Annotated in this window: 19 protein-coding genes; 5 read left to right on the forward strand and 14 right to left on the reverse strand. The window is 40.1% G+C overall.

Going from position 1 to position 17,577, the window contains the following annotated elements; all coding sequences use genetic code 11:
* Nucleotides 1-3 precede the first annotated feature (3 nt).
* From PTRA_RS12490 to PTRA_RS12510, 5 genes are read right to left on the reverse strand one after another with little or no spacing between them, the layout of a single operon-like run.
* A complete protein-coding gene (locus PTRA_RS12490; protein ID WP_058374017.1) occupies nucleotides 4-1,959 on the reverse strand; it encodes a hybrid sensor histidine kinase/response regulator in 1,956 nt (651 codons plus the stop codon).
* Between the two features lie 26 nt (nucleotides 1,960-1,985).
* Nucleotides 1,986-2,447, reverse strand: coding sequence for a response regulator (locus PTRA_RS12495; protein ID WP_058374018.1), 462 nt, complete (start codon nucleotides 2,445-2,447; stop codon nucleotides 1,986-1,988).
* Nucleotides 2,448-3,932: a sensor histidine kinase gene (locus PTRA_RS12500; protein ID WP_058374019.1), complete on the reverse strand. Its 1,485-nt coding sequence runs from the start codon at nucleotides 3,930-3,932 to the stop codon at nucleotides 2,448-2,450. It lies immediately after the preceding gene.
* Between the two features lie 26 nt (nucleotides 3,933-3,958).
* Nucleotides 3,959-4,165, reverse strand: coding sequence for a hypothetical protein (locus PTRA_RS12505; protein ID WP_011329047.1), 207 nt, complete (start codon nucleotides 4,163-4,165; stop codon nucleotides 3,959-3,961).
* Between the two features lie 15 nt (nucleotides 4,166-4,180).
* A complete protein-coding gene (locus PTRA_RS12510; protein ID WP_058374020.1) occupies nucleotides 4,181-5,521 on the reverse strand; it encodes a sigma-54-dependent transcriptional regulator in 1,341 nt (446 codons plus the stop codon).
* A gap of 229 nt (nucleotides 5,522-5,750) precedes the next feature.
* On the opposite strand from PTRA_RS12510, the gene PTRA_RS12515 reads away from it, so the two are divergent.
* A complete protein-coding gene (locus tag PTRA_RS12515; RefSeq protein ID WP_058374021.1) occupies nucleotides 5,751-6,263 on the forward strand; it encodes an NUDIX hydrolase in 513 nt (170 codons plus the stop codon).
* A gap of 34 nt (nucleotides 6,264-6,297) precedes the next feature.
* On the opposite strand, the gene PTRA_RS12520 is transcribed toward PTRA_RS12515, so the two are convergent.
* Together PTRA_RS12520 and PTRA_RS12525 are read right to left on the reverse strand one after the other, a co-directional pair.
* Nucleotides 6,298-6,795: a YgjV family protein gene (locus PTRA_RS12520; protein WP_058374022.1), complete on the reverse strand. Its 498-nt coding sequence runs from the start codon at nucleotides 6,793-6,795 to the stop codon at nucleotides 6,298-6,300.
* Nucleotides 6,796-6,843: 48 nt separating this feature from the next.
* Nucleotides 6,844-7,410: a Crp/Fnr family transcriptional regulator gene (locus PTRA_RS12525; protein WP_058374023.1), complete on the reverse strand. Its 567-nt coding sequence runs from the start codon at nucleotides 7,408-7,410 to the stop codon at nucleotides 6,844-6,846.
* Nucleotides 7,411-7,694: 284 nt separating this feature from the next.
* On the opposite strand from PTRA_RS12525, the gene PTRA_RS12530 reads away from it, so the two are divergent.
* The gene (locus tag PTRA_RS12530) at nucleotides 7,695-9,074 is read left to right on the forward strand and encodes an NAD-dependent succinate-semialdehyde dehydrogenase (protein WP_058374024.1); all 1,380 of its coding nucleotides are present in this window, start codon (nucleotides 7,695-7,697) and stop codon (nucleotides 9,072-9,074) included.
* A gap of 218 nt (nucleotides 9,075-9,292) precedes the next feature.
* Here the strand turns inward: PTRA_RS12530 and PTRA_RS12535 are convergent, their stop codons facing one another.
* The 3 genes from PTRA_RS12535 to PTRA_RS12545 form a co-directional block, all read right to left on the reverse strand.
* Nucleotides 9,293-10,369 (reverse strand): endonuclease/exonuclease/phosphatase family protein, encoded by a 1,077-nt coding sequence (locus tag PTRA_RS12535; protein WP_058374025.1) that lies wholly within the window; start codon nucleotides 10,367-10,369, stop codon nucleotides 9,293-9,295.
* 19 nt (nucleotides 10,370-10,388) lie between these two features.
* Complete coding sequence (locus tag PTRA_RS12540) at nucleotides 10,389-10,838, reverse strand: hypothetical protein (protein WP_058374026.1); 450 nt, start codon at nucleotides 10,836-10,838, stop codon at nucleotides 10,389-10,391.
* A 79-nt stretch (nucleotides 10,839-10,917) separates the two neighbouring features.
* Nucleotides 10,918-11,166 carry a TIGR03643 family protein gene (locus PTRA_RS12545; RefSeq protein ID WP_058374027.1) on the reverse strand — a complete coding sequence of 83 codons (249 nt, stop codon included), beginning with the start codon at nucleotides 11,164-11,166 and terminating at the stop codon, nucleotides 10,918-10,920.
* Between the two features lie 181 nt (nucleotides 11,167-11,347).
* On the opposite strand from PTRA_RS12545, the gene PTRA_RS12550 reads away from it, so the two are divergent.
* The gene (locus PTRA_RS12550) at nucleotides 11,348-12,007 is read left to right on the forward strand and encodes a YoaK family protein (RefSeq protein WP_058374028.1); all 660 of its coding nucleotides are present in this window, start codon (nucleotides 11,348-11,350) and stop codon (nucleotides 12,005-12,007) included.
* A gap of 73 nt (nucleotides 12,008-12,080) precedes the next feature.
* On the forward strand, nucleotides 12,081-14,147 hold the full coding sequence (locus tag PTRA_RS12555; protein ID WP_058374029.1) for a TonB-dependent receptor: 2,067 nt from the start codon (nucleotides 12,081-12,083) through the stop codon (nucleotides 14,145-14,147).
* Here the strand turns inward: PTRA_RS12555 and PTRA_RS12560 are convergent.
* Nucleotides 14,135-14,929, reverse strand: coding sequence for an AraC family transcriptional regulator (locus PTRA_RS12560; protein WP_011329058.1), 795 nt, complete (start codon nucleotides 14,927-14,929; stop codon nucleotides 14,135-14,137). The two genes, PTRA_RS12555 and PTRA_RS12560, sit on opposite strands and share 13 nt — an antisense overlap.
* Before the next feature lie 114 nt (nucleotides 14,930-15,043).
* On the opposite strand from PTRA_RS12560, the gene PTRA_RS12565 reads away from it, so the two are divergent.
* Complete coding sequence (locus tag PTRA_RS12565) at nucleotides 15,044-16,237, forward strand: MFS transporter (protein ID WP_011329059.1); 1,194 nt, start codon at nucleotides 15,044-15,046, stop codon at nucleotides 16,235-16,237.
* An 87-nt stretch (nucleotides 16,238-16,324) separates the two neighbouring features.
* Here the strand turns inward: PTRA_RS12565 and PTRA_RS12570 are convergent, their stop codons facing one another.
* The 3 genes from PTRA_RS12570 to PTRA_RS12580 form a co-directional block, all read right to left on the reverse strand.
* Nucleotides 16,325-16,765 carry a Rid family detoxifying hydrolase gene (locus PTRA_RS12570; RefSeq protein ID WP_069188191.1) on the reverse strand — a complete coding sequence of 147 codons (441 nt, stop codon included), beginning with the start codon at nucleotides 16,763-16,765 and terminating at the stop codon, nucleotides 16,325-16,327.
* Nucleotides 16,766-16,769: 4 nt separating this feature from the next.
* Entirely contained in the window at nucleotides 16,770-17,183 is a 414-nt protein-coding gene (locus PTRA_RS12575; protein WP_058374031.1) for a GFA family protein, read from the reverse strand.
* Nucleotides 17,184-17,296: 113 nt separating this feature from the next.
* On the reverse strand, nucleotides 17,297-17,515 hold the full coding sequence (locus tag PTRA_RS12580; RefSeq protein ID WP_099046592.1) for a hypothetical protein: 219 nt from the start codon (nucleotides 17,513-17,515) through the stop codon (nucleotides 17,297-17,299).
* Between the last annotated feature and the right edge of the window lie 62 nt (nucleotides 17,516-17,577).

Below are 17,577 nucleotides of genomic sequence, written 5' to 3' on the forward strand. Positions count from 1 at the left end.
TGGTTAAATAAGTGTTTCTAGCAAAGCTAAATTAATTGGTTTAAGCAGCACTTGCTCAATTTCAAGCTGCTTTATTTTCACTGGATCAGGCTCCATACCACTAACAATAACGCGCTTTAATTTTGGATAATGTTGTTTTATATGGTTTGCTAAATCTAAACCACTGCCGTCGGGCAGGTTCATATCTAGTAGCACTTTATCATAGTTAGCATCTGTTTTAAGTATGGCTAAACAATGCTCATAACTGCTTGCTATGTGTGTTTCAACCCCTAAGCTTTCTAGTAAAAGTTGCGTTATTTGCGCCGCATCGGCGTCGTCTTCTACTAATAAAAAGCGGGTATTACTATGGGTAACTTCGGGGGGAATTAATACATCTGCTATTTTATTATTTTTACTAAGCGTATCTTGTAAGCACTGATACAGTAAGTTGGAATCGACTGGTTTTGCTATCACATTATTAAACCCTAATGCCGATAACTCATTATGTATGCCTTTCATAGTTGCCGCCGTTAAGGCAATAATTGCGCCTTCAAAGCCAATTTTTCTAAGCTCTATAGTGGCTTCTTTTCCGCCCATGATTGGCATATGTATATCCATAAAAATAGCGTCGTAGTCTATTCCTTGTTGCTGGGCATTACGTACTTTTTCGAGTGCTTGCTTACCGTGCTCAGCGTAATCTACTTTTGCACCTGCAGAGGTGATCATGTGGCCAACTAAAACGCGTAAATCACGTAAATCATCAACCACTAATACCCTACCATTAACTTTACATGGTGCATTTTTTTGCTGCATATTAGGGGTTAAGTCGAGCCTTAATAAGCTGCGCTCTACATTTTTAATATTGCCGGGGTAGAGCGAAATAATAAATTTAGAGCCTTTGCCAATCGCAGAATCTAAGGCAATTGAACCCTGCATTCTGTTAAGTAACTCAGTACAAATAGCAAGCCCTAAGCCAGCACCGCCTACCGCGCGCGACTCAACATCGGCTATTTGTTCAAACGGTTTAAATATAAGCGCTTGTTTTTCTGGCGCAATGCCCATGCCTGAGTCTTCAATACTAAAAAACAGCATTTCACGGTCGCTAACAAATTCAGTCCAAGCACAAAGGGTTATTTCGCCTTGCTCGGTAAATTTAATTGCATTGTTGATAATGTTTATAAGTATTTGTCGAAGGCGAGTTGCGTCAATATTAACGATTAAAGGCAAGGGCTGCAGCGATTCAAAGCGTAATGACAAGCCCTTATCAAGCGCCGATACTCGCATTAAAGTAAATACGTCAGCCATTAAGCTATCAAGATTTACATCACTGCAATTAAGCTCAAGTTTATCGGCCGCTATTTTTGATAAATCGAGGACGTCATTAAGTAAGCTTAATAAGTGTTTACCATTGCGGTAAATTACACCTAGCTCGTTTTCGGCTTGTTTACTAAAGTCGCTTTGCATTAATAATTCGGTGTAACCTAAAACCGACGACAGCGGCGTACGTAGCTCGTGGCTTAAGTGTGCTAAAAAGCGATCTTTTGAGCGGTTTTCGGCTTCGGCTTTTAATCGCTCAAGTCGCTCATCTTCAACATCACGACGGGCTAAAGCATAACGTATTGCACGCGCAAAGCGGCTAGTGGTCATTTCACTTTTAACTAAATAGTCTACAGCGCCGGCATCAAGTGCAGCCGAATCTAACGCTTCATTAGATTGCCCTGTTAACATAATTATTGGGCCACTAAAGCCGTTTTTTATTGCTTGTTTTAATACACTTAAGCCATCTGAGGCACCTAAGCGATAATCTAGCAAACAAATGTCATGCTTATTCTCACTAAGTACTTTAACTGCCTGTTTAGGGTCGCTAACCCATTCAATCTCAAATGTATGGGAACTGAGCTGCTCAAGATAATCGCGGGTAAGAATATAATCATCTTCATCATCTTCAACAAGTAGCAGCTTGGTTGCCTTAATAGACATGCAATCTCCCGTTTTAGTGGCTGTTTTTAATCATTATAAGTATTTGGTAGTTCTACAAACTCAACCCAGTACTTACCTAGTGCTTTCATTAGTTCAACTAAACCATCAAAGGTAACTGGCTTAGTTATATACGACGCGGCACCTAAGTCGTAGCCTTTAACCATATCTTCTTCTTGCTTTGAGGTAGTTAAAATAACAACTGGTATGCCCTTTAAGCATGGGTTTGCTTTAATGGCTTGCAATGCTTCGCGGCCATCCATACGTGGCATATTTAAGTCTAATAAAATTAAACCTGGTCTGGGCGATGTATCTTTTTGCTCAAACTTACCTTTGCGCTCCAAGTACTCTAATAGCTCCACACCATCTTCAACAAAGTGTAGCTCGTTAAGTACACGGCTTTCGGCTAGGGCATCTTGAGTTAATAAACGATCGTCTTCATCATCATCGGCCATTAAAATAGTGATTGGTTTTACTTTAGTAAGTGGCATTTAAGCCTCTCCTTGCAATGTGAAAAGCTCGCTTTCCACAGGTAGTTTTATAATGAAGCTTGCACCCTCACCCATGTTACTTTGTGCTGTTATAGTGCCGCCATGGCGCTCTACTATACGCCGACAAACAGATAAACCTATACCAGTGCCCTTATACTGCGAGCGACCATGTAAACGCTGAAATGGAACAAATATTTTATCTGCATAATCTGGCGAAAAACCAATACCGTTGTCTTTAACAGTAATTATTTGCCAACAAACCTCGGTATTATGCCCTTCACTAAATTCACTCGTTTTTATGTGTTCAATATTAATAACGGGTTGTTGTTCTGGGTGCCTAAATTTAACCGCGTTTGAAATTAAGTTTAAAAATAACTGTTGCATCTGGCTTGGATCGGCCTGAATTATTGGCATATCGCCCACATTAATCTGCGCATTAGACTCTTTAATAGCAATTTCTAAATCACTTAAAATATCATTTAATACATTATTTAAATCGGTATCAACAAAATTTTTGCCACGGGTGGTAATACGCGAAAACTCTAATAAGTCATTAATTAAATTAGACATACGCTGCGCTGCATTTTTCATCCGCGCTATATAATCCATGCCTTTTTCACCTAACTCGTCTTTGAACATAGTTTCGAGACGATCGCTAAATGCTTGAATTTTACGCAGTGGTTCTTGCAAGTCATGGCTTGCTACAAACGCAAACTCTTCTAACTCGCGGTTACTGCGACTCAACTCATCTGAATAAAGCATTAGCTCTTGAGTTCGCTCTGTCACTTTGCTAGCTAAGGCTTCGTTTTGTTTTTCAAGCTCTGCTCGATACTGCGCAGTATTTCTTAAATTTAACCGTGTAAGTACAAACATGCCTATAATTAGCAAACCGCTAGTGACTGCGGTAATGACAAAAGTAATTTTAGCTTCATTTTTTATTTTTGCTAACTTAGAAAAGTGGCTAACTTTAAACAACATTTCTCGCTCTTGAATTTCGTTTACCGCTAAGCGAATTTGTTTATACAGCTCTCGTCCTTTATCTGTGTTTACTAAATACAGCGCACTGCGCTCTTTATTATTTTGCGCTAAGTTAACGGTCTTTTTTAATTCAATTTCCTTTTTATCCACTAACGACAATAACAGTGCAATGCGCTCTGCCTGGCCATTAATTTCTGAGCTTAACGATTTTACATGCTCAGTTTGTGACTCAAGCTGCTCAAGTGCATCGTAATAAGGAACTAAATAATCACTTTTTTCTGTAAGTAAATAACCTCGCTGACCCGACTCAGCCTGCACAACTGACAAATGTAACTTTTCGATAGCGGTAGTGAGCATATTGGTATTGTCTAAACTATTTTGCGTTTTGCTTAACCCTTGTATGGTATTTACTGCCAAAAATGCATTACCAATAATGATAGATAACACCACAACAATAAATGTTGCCCAAATGACATTAGCTTTACTTGGTTCTTTTTGCGTACTCATTTAGCATCCTAATTCAAAGAGATAAATTATTGCGAGTCTGTAATTGTTTGTAAGCTTTCGCTGCACTGTTGGCAGTTAGCAATAATTTTATTTAGCGCATCGAGTGCTTTCTCTTTTGGCATATCGTTTTCTAGCACCAGCTTTATCAACTCTGCATTCATCGAAATTCGATTAAGTGGCGCTCTAGCATCGTGTACTAACTCATTTAGAGGCTTTTTACTGTGATTACTCATTATTTTCCTCAAACTTTATTTATATTCGCCAATGCCACCATAAGCATTAAGGCGGTTATAAAGTGTTTTAGTACTAATACCCAGCATTTGTGCAGCCAGTGTTTTATTACCTTGTACTTTATCGAGCGTGGCATGAATAAGTTCTTTTTCTACTTCTTCAATAGTTTGTCCTGCTGATACTTGCTTGTCGTTAACTTGGCTATTCACTTTTGAAAATGGCGACTCTAAGTTATCGGGTAAGGTAATATCACTGGTTTGTGGATCGCTCATAATAAACGCACGATGTATTGCATGGCGCAGTTCGCGCACGTTACCAGGCCAGTCATAACTTTGTAGCTCTTTTAACTGGTCGTTATTCCAGTTAAATGCGGTGCCATTTTCATCATTTAATTGCTCTAAAAAGGCATTTGCTAATAGTGGAATGTCCTCTTTTCGATCGCGCAGTGCCGGTATATCAATAGGAAACACTGCCAATCTAAAATAAATATCTTCACGAATAATATTATTTTGCGCTAAATCGGTAAGTGAGCGGTTAGTGGCCGAAATAACTCGGCAATTTGTAGGTATTTCGCGGTTTCCGCCAACACGTGTTACTTTTTTTGTTTCTAGCACGCGCAGTAAGTTTGGTTGCATACCAATTGGCATTTCGGTTACTTCGTCTAAAAATAACGTGCCGTCATTTGCTTGTTCAAACACGCCCTCTTTACGTGCAATAGCGCCGGTAAATGCGCCTTTTTCATGCCCAAACAGCTCACTACTAATCAACTCTTTTGAAAAACCACCACAGTTACTTGCCACCAGCGGCCCTTCACATTCGCTGGCATTATGAATTGCCTGAGCAACTACTTCTTTACCCGCACCACTTTCGCCCATAAGCATTACGTTGGCGTGGGTTTTAGATACTCGCTCTATCATGGTGTACAGCTTATGCATTGCTGTAGACTCGCCTATTAGCGTACCAAAATGGCGGGTTATAGCTGATGATTTTGTTTTTTTAATTGTTTTTTTCGGGCCATTTAATACCCGTTCAAGATCTTCACGCTGTAATGGCTTTAATAAATGCGCAACATTTGGCTCGCACATATCGGCTAAAATTCCCTTTACCGAAGGGTGCCCAGATATTAGAGTTATTTTGGGTGAATGGCCTATCATTTTTAAATGATCGAGTAGGTGCAAGCCGCTACCGTCGGGTAGCATAAAGTCGAGCAGTATGTGATCAAAGCTATTGTTTTCTAGCCACTGATGGGCTTCTTTTAAACTGGTTGCAGTGCTTATATTATGGCCGAGGAATTCGACTATATGACAAACTACGTCACTAAACTCAACGTCATCGTCCACTAATAGTATATTTAACATGATTAATCCCTATGCTTTTTTATTATTCTACTTGGCCTTAGCACTAAAAGAAAGACGCGCTATTTGTCGCTTAAATTACAAAGCTTTAACTATTTAGTTAAATTTTTATAAATGAGTATTTTAAGCATACTTGATGTACTTAAACTTAAAAAACACTCACTTTATATACTATTTAACAAAAACCTAAAATAAATAACTGATATAATTTAACTTTATTACAGGAGAGCCAATGCGCCCATTAAAAACCCTCATTCATCCAAGTATTAATATTGAGCAAGGCAGTCAATTCACACGTATTACCGCTCGCGCTATTGCCATGCATAAACAGCATATTTTATTAATGTATACAAAAAGATATGATGACTTTAGTTTACCTGGTGGTGGTGTTGATGAGCACGAAAGTATAGAGCAAGGGTTAATACGAGAGTTGCAAGAGGAAACCGGCGCACAAAATATAATAATAAAGAAAGAGTTCGGCCTGTATGAAGAATACCGCCCTTGGTACAAAGACGACTTTGACATTATTCATATAAAATCTTATTGCTATGTATGTAATATTGACCAAAAGTTAGGCCAAGCACAGCTTGAACACTACGAGCAACAAAATGGCATGGTTGCCAAGTGGGTAGATATAAATGAAGCAATTGCCCATAACGAGCGAACACTTGCCACCAGCGATAAGCAAGGGCTGTCGATTATACGCGAAACCTATTTACTCAAAGAAATAGCTAAACAGTTATAGCCTGTAATTAGCTTTACTTACACCTGGGTAAAGCTCAACAAGGTATTTTTTTTGTGCTGTAAAAACGATACAAGCCTACTAAATTACTGCTTAAAAATAAGCTTTCCATAACAATAGCGACCGGAGAGTCTGCAAAAACGTTATGGCTTATCCAAAATAAAGTACCTACAACCATACATAAACGCATATGTAAGTCGTGCTTTTGAAACGATGCAAACGTTTGAATTAACGTCGCAATAAGTGCCAGTGCGCTAAACCAATCTTGCCAAGTAAAATAAACAGCCACGCAACACAGCAGCATAAAAGCATACATTGCCCACGTTTTACGTGCATAAATGCAGTAAAAGTACCTAAAGGCGGCAATTAACATTAAGCAACCAGCGCTATTGTGCCCCAACATAAAAAAGTGCACTGCGGTCAACAATACCGACATAAATAAGCAGGTTAAAATTAACGAACGCGACTTAAACTGAAACGAGGCAAGGTCAAGTAATGTTGCTATAGCAACTAACGACTGAGCAATTAAAAACATAGTGACTCCTTAAAACAGCAAGTCTAACTAGCTTTGGCGTTATTACTCTTAACTTAAGTTAAGTCGTTTACGAATTCTTGATAAAGAAATTGCCGAAATACCAATATACATAGCCACTTGGGTTAAGCTTAACTGCGCCAACCAATGGGGCTTTTCGGCTAGTAAATAACGGTAGCGTTGCTCGGGTGTATTAAGCAATAAAAATGCTTCTTTGGCTTCTTTAAATATAAGCTGCTGCGCAATAAGTTGTTGCTTAATTATTTGCCATTCGGATTGATTAAATACATTCAATGGGACGCTAATAACGCTTACCCTATTAATTACTTTTAGCTGATAAAACGCTTCGGTATTCGTTAGCCAATTTCCATAAAGTAGCGCAAACTCATCTTTAAAGTAAAACTCCTTACATCTTTGCCCGCCCTCTGCATCGTCATGTATTGCACCTAACACCCCATCGAGAATTAAATAGCCATATCGCTGCTTTTGCCCTTGTTGTAACAATACAGTATCGCGCGCTATATGCTTAATTGGGTATTGCTCTGCAAGTTGCAGTTTTAAATTTGCAGCAAGCTCTTGATAGCTATCGCCTAGCGGCAAGATTGAAATTTCATTCATTTATATTAACCATTTTTTGATGAGGGTTTACTGGCTCTAACTAGCAAGCTAATAATAAAAAGCTAAGCCTAAAAACACGTAAATTACTTTAATTTTCTTGTAAATTTTGCAGCGACTTGCATTATTTACAGAACATAACAGATTAATAACTATAAAAATATTAAACTCATGCTATACAAAAAATAAATTGCCTTAATAACATCAACTTATAAAAAAATCTCAACAAACAATAACTGGCGTTACCTTTGCAACCCTCAGTACAGACAAACACAGAGGAGATTACAATGAGCAACACAGTTAATACGATCAATCCAACAACTGAGCAAATCATTAATACCTATACGCTGCTGTCGCAACAGCAAGCTGAGCAGGTAATCGAAAAATCTCATCAAACCTATTTAAAGTGGCGCTTAGTGTCAGTGACCGAACGTGCAAAACACTTAAACAAATTAGCTTCATTATTCGAAGAGCAAAAAGATGCCATAGCCAAACTTATGACCGAAGAAATGGGTAAAGTATACGCCCAAGGTTTGCAAGAAGTTGAACTGTGCGCAGGCATTTGTCGTTATAGTGCCGAGCACGGCCCTAAAATTCTTGCCGATGAAGAACGTGACATGGACGGCGGCCGCGCAATTGTTAGCTATCAGCCTACGGGTGTACTACTTGGCATTCAGCCTTGGAACTTTCCGCTTTACCAGGTAATTCGCTACAGCGCCGCTAATATAATGGCCGGTAACACCACAGTGTTAAAGCATGCCAGCAATGTATTTGGTATGGCCGAAAAAATTGAAACCTTGTTTAAACAAGCCGGATTTCCTGAGCACTGCTTTAGTAACCTACTTATTGATGGCAAAACAGCCAGCGCATTAATCGCGCATAAAGCGATTAGCGGCGTTACCTTTACCGGTAGCGATAGCACAGGTAAAAAAGTAGCCGAGCAAGCGGGTAAATACGTTAAAAAAACCGTATTAGAGCTTGGCAGTAACGACGCCTTTTTAATACTTGATGACGCCGACTTAGAACTTGCCGTAAAAACTTGTGTAACAGGACGTATGGTCAACAACGGCGAAACGTGTGTTTCGGCAAAACGTTTTGTAGTGGTTGAGTCTCTGTATGATGACTTTAAAGCACAAGTAAAACAGCATTTTGAAGCCATGAAAATGGGCGACCCAATGGCCGAGGGCACAGATTTAGGCCCAATGGCACGTAAAGATTTACGCGACGGTATTCACGAGCAAGTAATGCAATCGGTTAAAGCGGGAGCAAACATAGTCACCGGTGGTGAAATACCAGAGCAAACCGGCTTTTACTACCCTCCTACGCTACTTGATAATTTAGCGCCAGGCATGCCAGCGTACGACGACGAGTTATTTGGCCCTGTTGCCTCGCTTATAAAAGCGAAAGACAACAACGATGCAATGAAAATTGCTAACTCGTCTCGCTATGGTTTAGGTGGCGGCATTTTCTCAAAAGACGTGAAAAAAGCCATTGAGCTGGCTAAAAAGCACTTCGACACTGGTATGATCAACATAAACGGTTACGGTTTAGCGCAACCAAACTTACCATTTGGTGGGGTTAAAGAAAGTGGCTACGGTCGAGAGCACGGCGGCTTTGGCATGCGCGAATTTGTGAACGTTAAAAGCATCATGATCCACAGCTCATAAACTTGCTATAAAGTACGAGTGCTAAATACTCGTTACTAGTAAGCAAAAAATAAAACACCCCGCTTTAAGCGCGGTGTTTTTGTATTCAATTGATCTAACATCAATTTTTGTTATTGCGATTTTATATCGCACTTTTACTCATAATTTTTTATCACCGTGCTTTTATCACAGTGCTAAAACGCAGCGCCTAAGCTCTTTACAAAAATATGACTAAAAGCCTAACTCTTTTCAAACATTGGCACTTTGCGTTTATCTGCTTTACTCATAGCAAGTTGTTGAATCTCTTCTTGCTTATGCTGCGCCGATTTAGTTTCTAGCGATTGTTGGTCGGCATTTTCGTAGGTTAATTCGGTTAATAGCGCGAAGTGATCAGAACCGTATTTTGCTAATCGTTTTATACGCTTTACTTTAAACCCTTCACTGTGAAATAAATGATCCAGCGGCCAGCGCATAAAAAAGTAACTAGCGTGAAACGTGTTGTAAAATCCACGGCCTTTACGGGGGTCTAGTAAGCCACTAATTTGCATAAACAAACGGGTGCTGCGCGACCAAGCTACGTCGTTTAAGTCGCCGGCAACTATAGTTGGCCGTGTTGGGTTTTTAAGTGCTTTTGCTACCATAATTAGCTCTGAGTCGCGCGGCCGCGATGAGTCTTCTTCGGTGGGGCTTGGTGGCGCTGGGTGAATAAAGTGCGCTTGCATTTTAACCCCTTGTGCACTTGCAAATAAAATATGAATTGACGGTATGTCGTCTTCTATTAACTGGCATATTTGCGCGTCAAATATTTTAAATTTACTGTATAGATGCATGCCGTAACGGTTGTCTTTAGGGCACTCTATGTAATATGGATAGTCTTTTTTAAGTACTGATAACTTATTTTGCCACCAACTGTCACTTTCAAGGGTAATAAGTAGGTCGGGTTGATGCTGATTAACCAAGCTAATTAATTGCTCACTGTTATGGTTCGACATAAGTACATTTGCCGACATAATTCTTACACTGTGCGCGATGTGTTTTGAGGCGCTTTGCACTTCTTTTTTTGCCAGCCAAGTATATGGGTATATCCACTTTCCCTGTAAAAACATAATTAATACAGCGCCTGCAACAATATACAAAAAGTCTGTGGCGTTATTAAATGCAAAGTACCCAGCAACACATGCTATAAAGCTTGCAATATAAAACACTTGTAAGCGAATAAAGTCGCAACCACGCACCAGATAATGCTGGCTATACGCCATAGGTAATAGCGTTATAAATAATAAAAAGCTTGTTATTATTGCCAGCGTAATAAACATTTAAACTCCTGTTGGTTGTTTATCGACTCAAAATAGACAGTATTTCGCGCGTGTCGTGTACCATATGAATAATAGTACGATCTACCTCTATGCGTACAGTCCCTTTATCTCGGTATCTGTCTATTACTTTGGCGCGCTTATAAATATCACGCTCTAAAATATCACCTCTGTGGTAACTTTTGTGCCAACCCGGTGGCGTCCACCCTTGACGAATAAGCTTTTTAGCTTCTTTTTTAGATAAGTGGTTATCGTGGCGGTCATATTTTTTATGGTATTTTTTCCACTCATGCTTATTTGAATGATGTTTTTTATTGTGGTGCTTTTTATTGTAGTGCTTGTTTGAGCCATGCTCGTATTTACTATGTTTATTATGGTGCTTATCATAATAATCATCTTTGTCGTGCTTTGCTTGTGCGCTAAATGAGCTCAACATTAAAATAATTAATGCGCTATAAATGGTTTTATACATAGTTAATCTCTGCTTTAGTTAATAACGCAAGATTAACAAGTTAGCCTGAACAACATATGAAACTCTGTATAAAGTAATCTTAACGCTGCTTATATTGCGTTTTACAATGGCTGCGCATAATGGCGGGATCACGCAGCTTTAAATGTTTGGTTTTGCGCCCAGCGTGGCGTTTTCGCCATACTTTAAAGCTGCCGCTGGCAATATTTTGGCTCATAAAAACCACCAACTGCGAATAGTTTAAGCCATAAAGTTGCTCTATTGCTTCAAACGGGGTTCTATCCTCCCATGCCATTTCTATAATGCGCGATTGCTGCTGGGCGTTAAACATAGTTATTTTCTCTTTAAAAAATAACTAATACGAAGCACTAAAATTGCACGATCAATTTAACTTAAGCCATATAAAATAGAGATACATTTAATTACGGTTATTTTTTATCATTATTTTAGAAGAAGAAAATTTAAGTGTATGATATTAAATATATCTATAACCAAGTATAGAGAAGTTAACTATGTTTACAAAGCTGCCACGCTGGGTTGAATATGGCGCATTTACACTGGCATTTATTGCCGGCATTGTGAACGCTGTGGGTTTATTAGGGTTTGAACATCAGGCTATTTCTCATTTGTCGGGCTCTGTTACTTTATTTGGCATAAAATTAATGAGTGATGGCAGTGCGGCATTATTACTGTTTAGTATAATAATAAGCTTTATGCTTGGCTCTGCGTTGTCGGGGTTTTTACTCAACGGTGGCTCGTTAAAGTTAGGCCGACATTACGACACTTTATTATTAATCGAAGGATTATTACTGCTAGCCAGTGCCTACTTACTTTATAGCTCCTTTGTTTATGGCATAGTGCTGGCGTCTGCCGCTTGTGGCTTACAAAATGCGTTGGCAACCAATTACAGTGGCGCAGTAGTGCGTACTACACATTTAACCGGTATTTTTACCGACCTTGGTTTAATGATGGGCCGCGCATTAAAAGGCGATGCTGTAGATAGCCGAAAGTTCATGGTGTTTTTACTGATCACCCTAGGGTTTTTATGCGGTGGTGTAATTGGGTTTATGCTATTTGAATTATTTTCTGTAGCAACTTTAGTAGTGCCGGCTGTTATGTGCTTTATTTTATCAATTACTTATCGGCTTTATCGTTTACGCAACACCGTTTAACGCAAGTTATTTCAATACGTTTGCCTAACGCTTACCATAGCGCCATTACCATATAATCAATGTGTAGGAATATATGAAACGCCATTATTTACCCTCTTTGCTGTTACTCTCTCAGCTGCCACTTATAGCCATTGCCAAGCAAAATGATGCTCAGCCAATTGAGCTCATAACAACCACTGCGTCGCGTGTTGAGGCGCTTAGTACAAAGTTACCCGTAATAATTAGCGTGCTCAATGAGGCACAATTAAATGCCATTGCCCCCACGCATATTGAAGAAGCCATGCAAAGAGTCGCTGGCGCGAATATACAACGTGGTAATGGGCAAGAGTATTTACCCGCACTACGCTCGCCTGTTTTATCCGGTGCAGGTGCCTGTGGTGGTTTACTCACACTTGAGGATGGTATTGCGCTAAGAGCAGCTGGGTTTTGTAATATAAACGAGTTGTTTGAAGCACATAGCGAAATGGCGCAGCGTATAGAGGTACTTAAAGGCCCAGGCTCTGCCCTGTATGGCTCAAATGCGGTGCATGGGGTTATTAACGTGATCACCCCAGATACAACGCAAGATGGCGGCTTAATCGGGTTAGATTATGGCTCGTTTGGCTATAACCGTTATAAATTACGTGCTGGCCACGATATGGGCAGCAGCGGGTTAGGTATTAACGCCAGCATTACCGACGACAGTGGCTATCGCGATGACGAAAGCGTAAAACAGCAAAAGGTAAACTTACGTCACCGGTATAACAATAGCGATTTAGCGCTTACCTCTGGGCTTACTTATACCCATTTAGATCAACAAACCGCAGGCTTTATTACCGGCTTTAAAAGCTATAAAGACGAGAGCATAGCCCAACAAAACTTTGATCCGGATGCGTTTAGAAAAGCACGTTCGTTACGAGTATGGAGTAACGCGACTTGGCAGCTAAATGACGATACGCTCTCAACAACGGTGTATTTTCGTAACCAAAGTATGGACTTTTTTAAGCATTTTTTACCTGGTACGCCACTAGAGTACAACAGTCAAACCGGTGTGGGGCTACAGTCGCTTTATCAGCATCAGCTAGAGGATAATATTAAACTTAACGTTGGCTTAGATGGCGAATACACCCGCGCCGACTTTTTACAAAGTCAAAATAAGCCAACTCAAGGCTCAGCATTTTTAGTGGCTACAGTGCCCCAAGGTAAGCATTACGATTACGACGTAAATGCCACTTTATATGCACCTTTTGCCAGTGTCGATCTGCAATTAAACGATTGGTTAGTGACTGTTGGCGCTCGTTATGAGCACATGCAATACGACTACACTAATAACATGTTAGCGGGGCGCACGAAAGAAGACGGTACAGAGTGCGGATTTGGTGGTTGCCGATATAGCCGCCCTGCAAGTACAAAAAATAATTTTAGTAACTTATCGCCAAAGCTTGGAGTTAGCTATCAGTACACTGTTAATAACCTGCTTTATGCTAACTTTTCGCGTGGCTACCGAGCACCACAAGCCGCCGAGCTATATCAGTTACAACGCCAGCAAAGCACCACTAATTTAAGTGCCGAAATAGCTAATAATGCTGAGTTTGGCTTAAAAGGCGTTTATCAAAATAGTCGTTATAATTTATCGGTTTATGCTATGAGTAAGCACCATGCTATTTACCGCGACAGCGACTTTTTTACCGTTAATAATGGCAGTTCGCGCCACCGTGGGGTTGAGCTTGAACTTGAGCATGCTCTTACCTCAGCTTGGTCAGTTAACTTTGCCGCCAGTTATGCCAAACATAGTTATACTAATGAGCAAATACTCAATAATATCAATATTAAAGGTAATGATGTTGATACCGCGCCGCGTAAAATTGCCAACTTAGATTTAACCTGGCAGGCGTTTAATAACGCCAATGTGGCGCTGCAATGGCATCATGTTGGCCGTTACTATACCGACCCTGAAAACTTACACAGTTATGACGGGCATGACATTTTAAGTTTACGAGCACAGTGGCAAGTAACAAATAACTTAGCGCTTGCCGCGCATATTATTAACCTAACCGATACCGCTTATGCCGAGCGCGCCGATTACACTAGCTTTACCGGCGACCGCTACTTTCCAGGGCGGCCACGTAACGCCATGATCTCGGCAACTTATAGCTGGTAAACATCCAGATCGCTCATGTAACGCATGGGCGATTTTTTCATTACTTTTTTAAACATAGTAATAAACGCACTCACCGACTCATAACCTAATAGCTCCGATACTTGCTGCACACTTTGCTGATTAGACAACGCCTGCAGTGCAATTATAATATGCAATTGAGTGCGCCATTTTCCAAAGGTCATACCGGTTTCTTTTTTTATTAACCGCGCTAAAGTACGCTCAGTTAAAGCAAATTGCTGTGCCCATTGTGGCAGTGTTTTGCGGCTATAAGGCTGACTAATAAGCTGATTACTCATATTTTTAATGACACTATTTTTTGATAGTACAAAGTCTAAAGGTTGAATTGGCATATCTACCAGCTGATCAAATAATACCTGTGCAAGCCGCGCGGTTTTACCCGTTAAGCTATAGTTTTGCTGATTACTTGCCAAACTAAGCATTAACTCTTTTATTAATGGGCTAATGGTTAATGTACAGGCTGTACTTGGCATACCTTGTAAATTTGCATCAATAAATAAATGGCATAAATGCGCATTATCAGATGCTCTATTACTGTGCTCAACATTTGCCGGGATCCAAATGGCACTATGCGTAGGCACCATCCACATTTTTGTTGCCACTTCACAGGTAACATAACCGTGTAGGGCTAAAATTAACTGTCCTTTTGGATGGGTATGCAGCGGAATTTCACGGCTAAGCTGGGCATATTCTATTTTAGCTATAACCGGCTGCGGCATGATTTCAAAGTTTTTTATTTCATTCCAATCTTGGGGTAGCTGCATTTTGTCTGTTTTTAGTTATTTAATGTCTCTTTTACTAAATTATAGTGATGACTTAGCCTTTATACTAGTCTCTATTGCTTCTTGCTAAATAACCAACCTGCTAGGACGTTTACCTTGTTAACTCAACAATCTCAATCTCGCTTATCTTACGCATTATTAGTACTGGGTATTTTACTTATTGCCAGTAACTTACGTGCGCCAGTGACTGGTTTAGCCCCCGTGCTGGACCAAATAATTCTTAGTTTTAATTTAAGCGCATCACAAGCCGGTATGCTTACCACCTTACCGTTAATTGCATTTGCTTTAGCAAGCCCATTAGCCACTAGTTTAGCTAAAAGGCAAGGCTTAGAAGTATCGCTATTTATTGCCCTTATTTTAATTGGCTTAGGCTTAGCATCACGCATGATCGATTCTGTGCCGGTACTTTATTTAGGCACTGCCGTCATTGGGGTGGGTATTGCGATAGGAAATGTGCTGTTACCGAGTTTAATTAAGCGCGACTTTGCACACAAAGTAGCAGTAATGACATCGGCGTATGTGCTTGCTATGGGTATTTTTGGCGGTAGTTACTCGGCGTTAATTATTCCCCTTGCCGAATATAAACAAATGGGCTGGCAAATTGCTTTAGCCAGTTATGCGTTAATTACTTTAATAAGTTTATTTATTTGGTTACCGCAATTAAAGCTACGCACTAAACCGACTAAAGATCTGGTTGAAAACACCGGCGACGTTAAAGTGTGGCGTCAAGCCCTTGCGTGGCAAATTACCTTACTGCTTGGCTGTAACTCATTATTTACTTATATAATTATTGGCTGGTTGCCGAGCATTTTAATAGACAGTGGCCACAGCGCACAACAAGCGGGTGCGCTGCAAGGCTCATTTCAGGTGGCCTCGGCTTTGCCCGGTATTATCTTAATTCCGTTATTAGCAAAACTAAAAGATCAGCGCGTACTCACCTTTGTTTTAGGAGTGTTGGCAAGCCTGTCGTCTATAGGACTGTTGTATATGCCAGACTATGCGTCTGTTTGGTCAATCACTATGGGGTTTTGCTCGGGCGCATGCTTTATATTGGGCTTGTCGTTTATTAGTTTACGTACTCACGACTCACATCAAGCTGCGGCGCTTTCTGGTATGGCTCAGTGTATTGGTTATTTACTTGCCGCTACTGGGCCTATTATTGCAGGTGCGCTACATAGTTATTTTGGTAACTGGGCATCTACGTTGTGGTTTTGCGCGGGTGCGAGCGCGCTGTGTGCAGTGTTTGGCTATCTAGGCGGGCGTAATATTACTATGCGCAACAAAGCCTAAGCGTTAATTAAAGGTGGGCTGTGTAATCATTACATTAGCCCACTTTTTAGAGCTAATTATTATTTAGCCCACTTTTATATATTTAGCTTAAACAGCGCCAATACATTCAACCTCTACAACTGAGTTTAGTGCTAATGCTTTTACTGCAAATGCACTGCGTGCAGGATATGGCGGGGTAAAATATTCAGCATATATTTTATTAAACGTTTTAAAGTCATTTATGTCGGTTAGCATAACCGTACACTTTACTATGTTTTTCATGCTGTAATTATGCTGCTCTAGGGTGCTTTTTATATTTTCTAGCGTTTGCTTAGTCTCTGCTGCAAAACCTCCTTGTGCTAGTTTACCACTGCTTGTAAGCCCTATTTGACCCGACATATACAAGGTATTATCGACCCTTACAATTTGCGAAAATGGTAAACTTGCTGAAGCCGTATTTAAGTGCTCAATATCACTGTTTTTTGCATTAGCAAAACCACTGCTCAATACACTGGCGAATAAGGTAATTAATGTTATTTTTTTCATCATAAACCTAATTTTTTGGGGTGGTGGCAAATGCAGGCACTTGCACTAAATCGTTCAGCCAACTAACGCTAGACTGACACCAAATTTGCGCTACTGGCGTAAACTCATCGCGTTGTTCAACCGCTCCTATTCTAAGGCCATATACACGGTCTTCTGTCGCTTCGTTGGTAGCATAAAGTGAGGTGCCACAATTGCCACAAAACCCTTGCGCACGTTTATTACCACTTTGCGCCGTTTTTATATATTCTTTAGGCTTACCTTGGGTAAAAGTAACGCCGTTAGGTTCACTCATTATTACCGCTCTAAATGGCCCGCTCGACATGCGTTGGCAATCACTACAGTGGCACACTAATAGCGTGTTACTTTGTGTTTTCGCTTGGTATTTTATGTCGCCGCAGTAACAGCTTCCAGTTATGTTCATTTTATATATCCATTATTTTTAACGAGCTCCACCTTTAACGGCGCTTCGCTATTACACGAGTTTTATATTAAAAGTGTACCTGCATAGCAATAAAACACCACAGCCTAAAGCAATTATTTAGTGCCTCTAAATTTAGATAAATAGTGCTTAAACCAACTAAATAAATTAAAAAAGCGTGATTTAGCAACATGCTTACCAGCACTGTTTTTATTTAGCGCATCACGGCGCGCTTGCGCTATATTTGCTTTAGCAGCAAAGCGCAAGCGTTGCTCATTACTAAGATCGTTTTCAAAGTTAAGCTGTAACTTTTTTACCTCACGGCTACGTTTCATTGAACTACACATAGTACTACCTCAAAAAGGCTATTAACCTAATTAGTAGACAGGCTATGTGC

It is taken from the genome of Pseudoalteromonas translucida KMM 520, from assembly GCF_001465295.1.
GTDB lineage: Bacteria > Pseudomonadota > Gammaproteobacteria > Enterobacterales > Alteromonadaceae > Pseudoalteromonas > Pseudoalteromonas translucida.

What these genes read in the sequence shown, in the direction of transcription:
- PTRA_RS12495 (WP_058374018.1), bottom strand. Translation starts at nt 2,447, where the DNA reads ATGCCACTTACTAAAGTAAAACCAATCACTATTTTAATGGCCGATGAT.
- PTRA_RS12490 (WP_058374017.1), bottom strand. Translation starts at nt 1,959, where the DNA reads ATGTCTATTAAGGCAACCAAGCTGCTACTTGTTGAAGATGATGAAGAT.
- PTRA_RS12555 (WP_058374029.1), top strand. Translation starts at nt 12,081, where the DNA reads ATGAAACGCCATTATTTACCCTCTTTGCTGTTACTCTCTCAGCTGCCA.
- PTRA_RS12535 (WP_058374025.1), bottom strand. Translation starts at nt 10,369, where the DNA reads ATGTTTATTACGCTGGCAATAATAACAAGCTTTTTATTATTTATAACG.
- PTRA_RS12505 (WP_011329047.1), bottom strand. Translation starts at nt 4,165, where the DNA reads ATGAGTAATCACAGTAAAAAGCCTCTAAATGAGTTAGTACACGATGCT.
- PTRA_RS12515 (WP_058374021.1), top strand. Translation starts at nt 5,751, where the DNA reads ATGCGCCCATTAAAAACCCTCATTCATCCAAGTATTAATATTGAGCAA.
- PTRA_RS12500 (WP_058374019.1), bottom strand. Translation starts at nt 3,932, where the DNA reads ATGAGTACGCAAAAAGAACCAAGTAAAGCTAATGTCATTTGGGCAACA.
- PTRA_RS12570 (WP_069188191.1), bottom strand. Translation starts at nt 16,765, where the DNA reads ATGATGAAAAAAATAACATTAATTACCTTATTCGCCAGTGTATTGAGC.
- PTRA_RS12545 (WP_058374027.1), bottom strand. Translation starts at nt 11,166, where the DNA reads ATGTTTAACGCCCAGCAGCAATCGCGCATTATAGAAATGGCATGGGAG.
- PTRA_RS12550 (WP_058374028.1), top strand. Translation starts at nt 11,348, where the DNA reads ATGTTTACAAAGCTGCCACGCTGGGTTGAATATGGCGCATTTACACTG.
- PTRA_RS12525 (WP_058374023.1), bottom strand. Translation starts at nt 7,410, where the DNA reads ATGAATGAAATTTCAATCTTGCCGCTAGGCGATAGCTATCAAGAGCTT.
- PTRA_RS12540 (WP_058374026.1), bottom strand. Translation starts at nt 10,838, where the DNA reads ATGTATAAAACCATTTATAGCGCATTAATTATTTTAATGTTGAGCTCA.
- PTRA_RS12560 (WP_011329058.1), bottom strand. Translation starts at nt 14,929, where the DNA reads ATGCAGCTACCCCAAGATTGGAATGAAATAAAAAACTTTGAAATCATG.
- PTRA_RS12575 (WP_058374031.1), bottom strand. Translation starts at nt 17,183, where the DNA reads ATGAACATAACTGGAAGCTGTTACTGCGGCGACATAAAATACCAAGCG.
- PTRA_RS12530 (WP_058374024.1), top strand. Translation starts at nt 7,695, where the DNA reads ATGAGCAACACAGTTAATACGATCAATCCAACAACTGAGCAAATCATT.
- PTRA_RS12580 (WP_099046592.1), bottom strand. Translation starts at nt 17,515, where the DNA reads ATGAAACGTAGCCGTGAGGTAAAAAAGTTACAGCTTAACTTTGAAAAC.
- PTRA_RS12510 (WP_058374020.1), bottom strand. Translation starts at nt 5,521, where the DNA reads ATGTTAAATATACTATTAGTGGACGATGACGTTGAGTTTAGTGACGTA.
- PTRA_RS12520 (WP_058374022.1), bottom strand. Translation starts at nt 6,795, where the DNA reads ATGTTTTTAATTGCTCAGTCGTTAGTTGCTATAGCAACATTACTTGAC.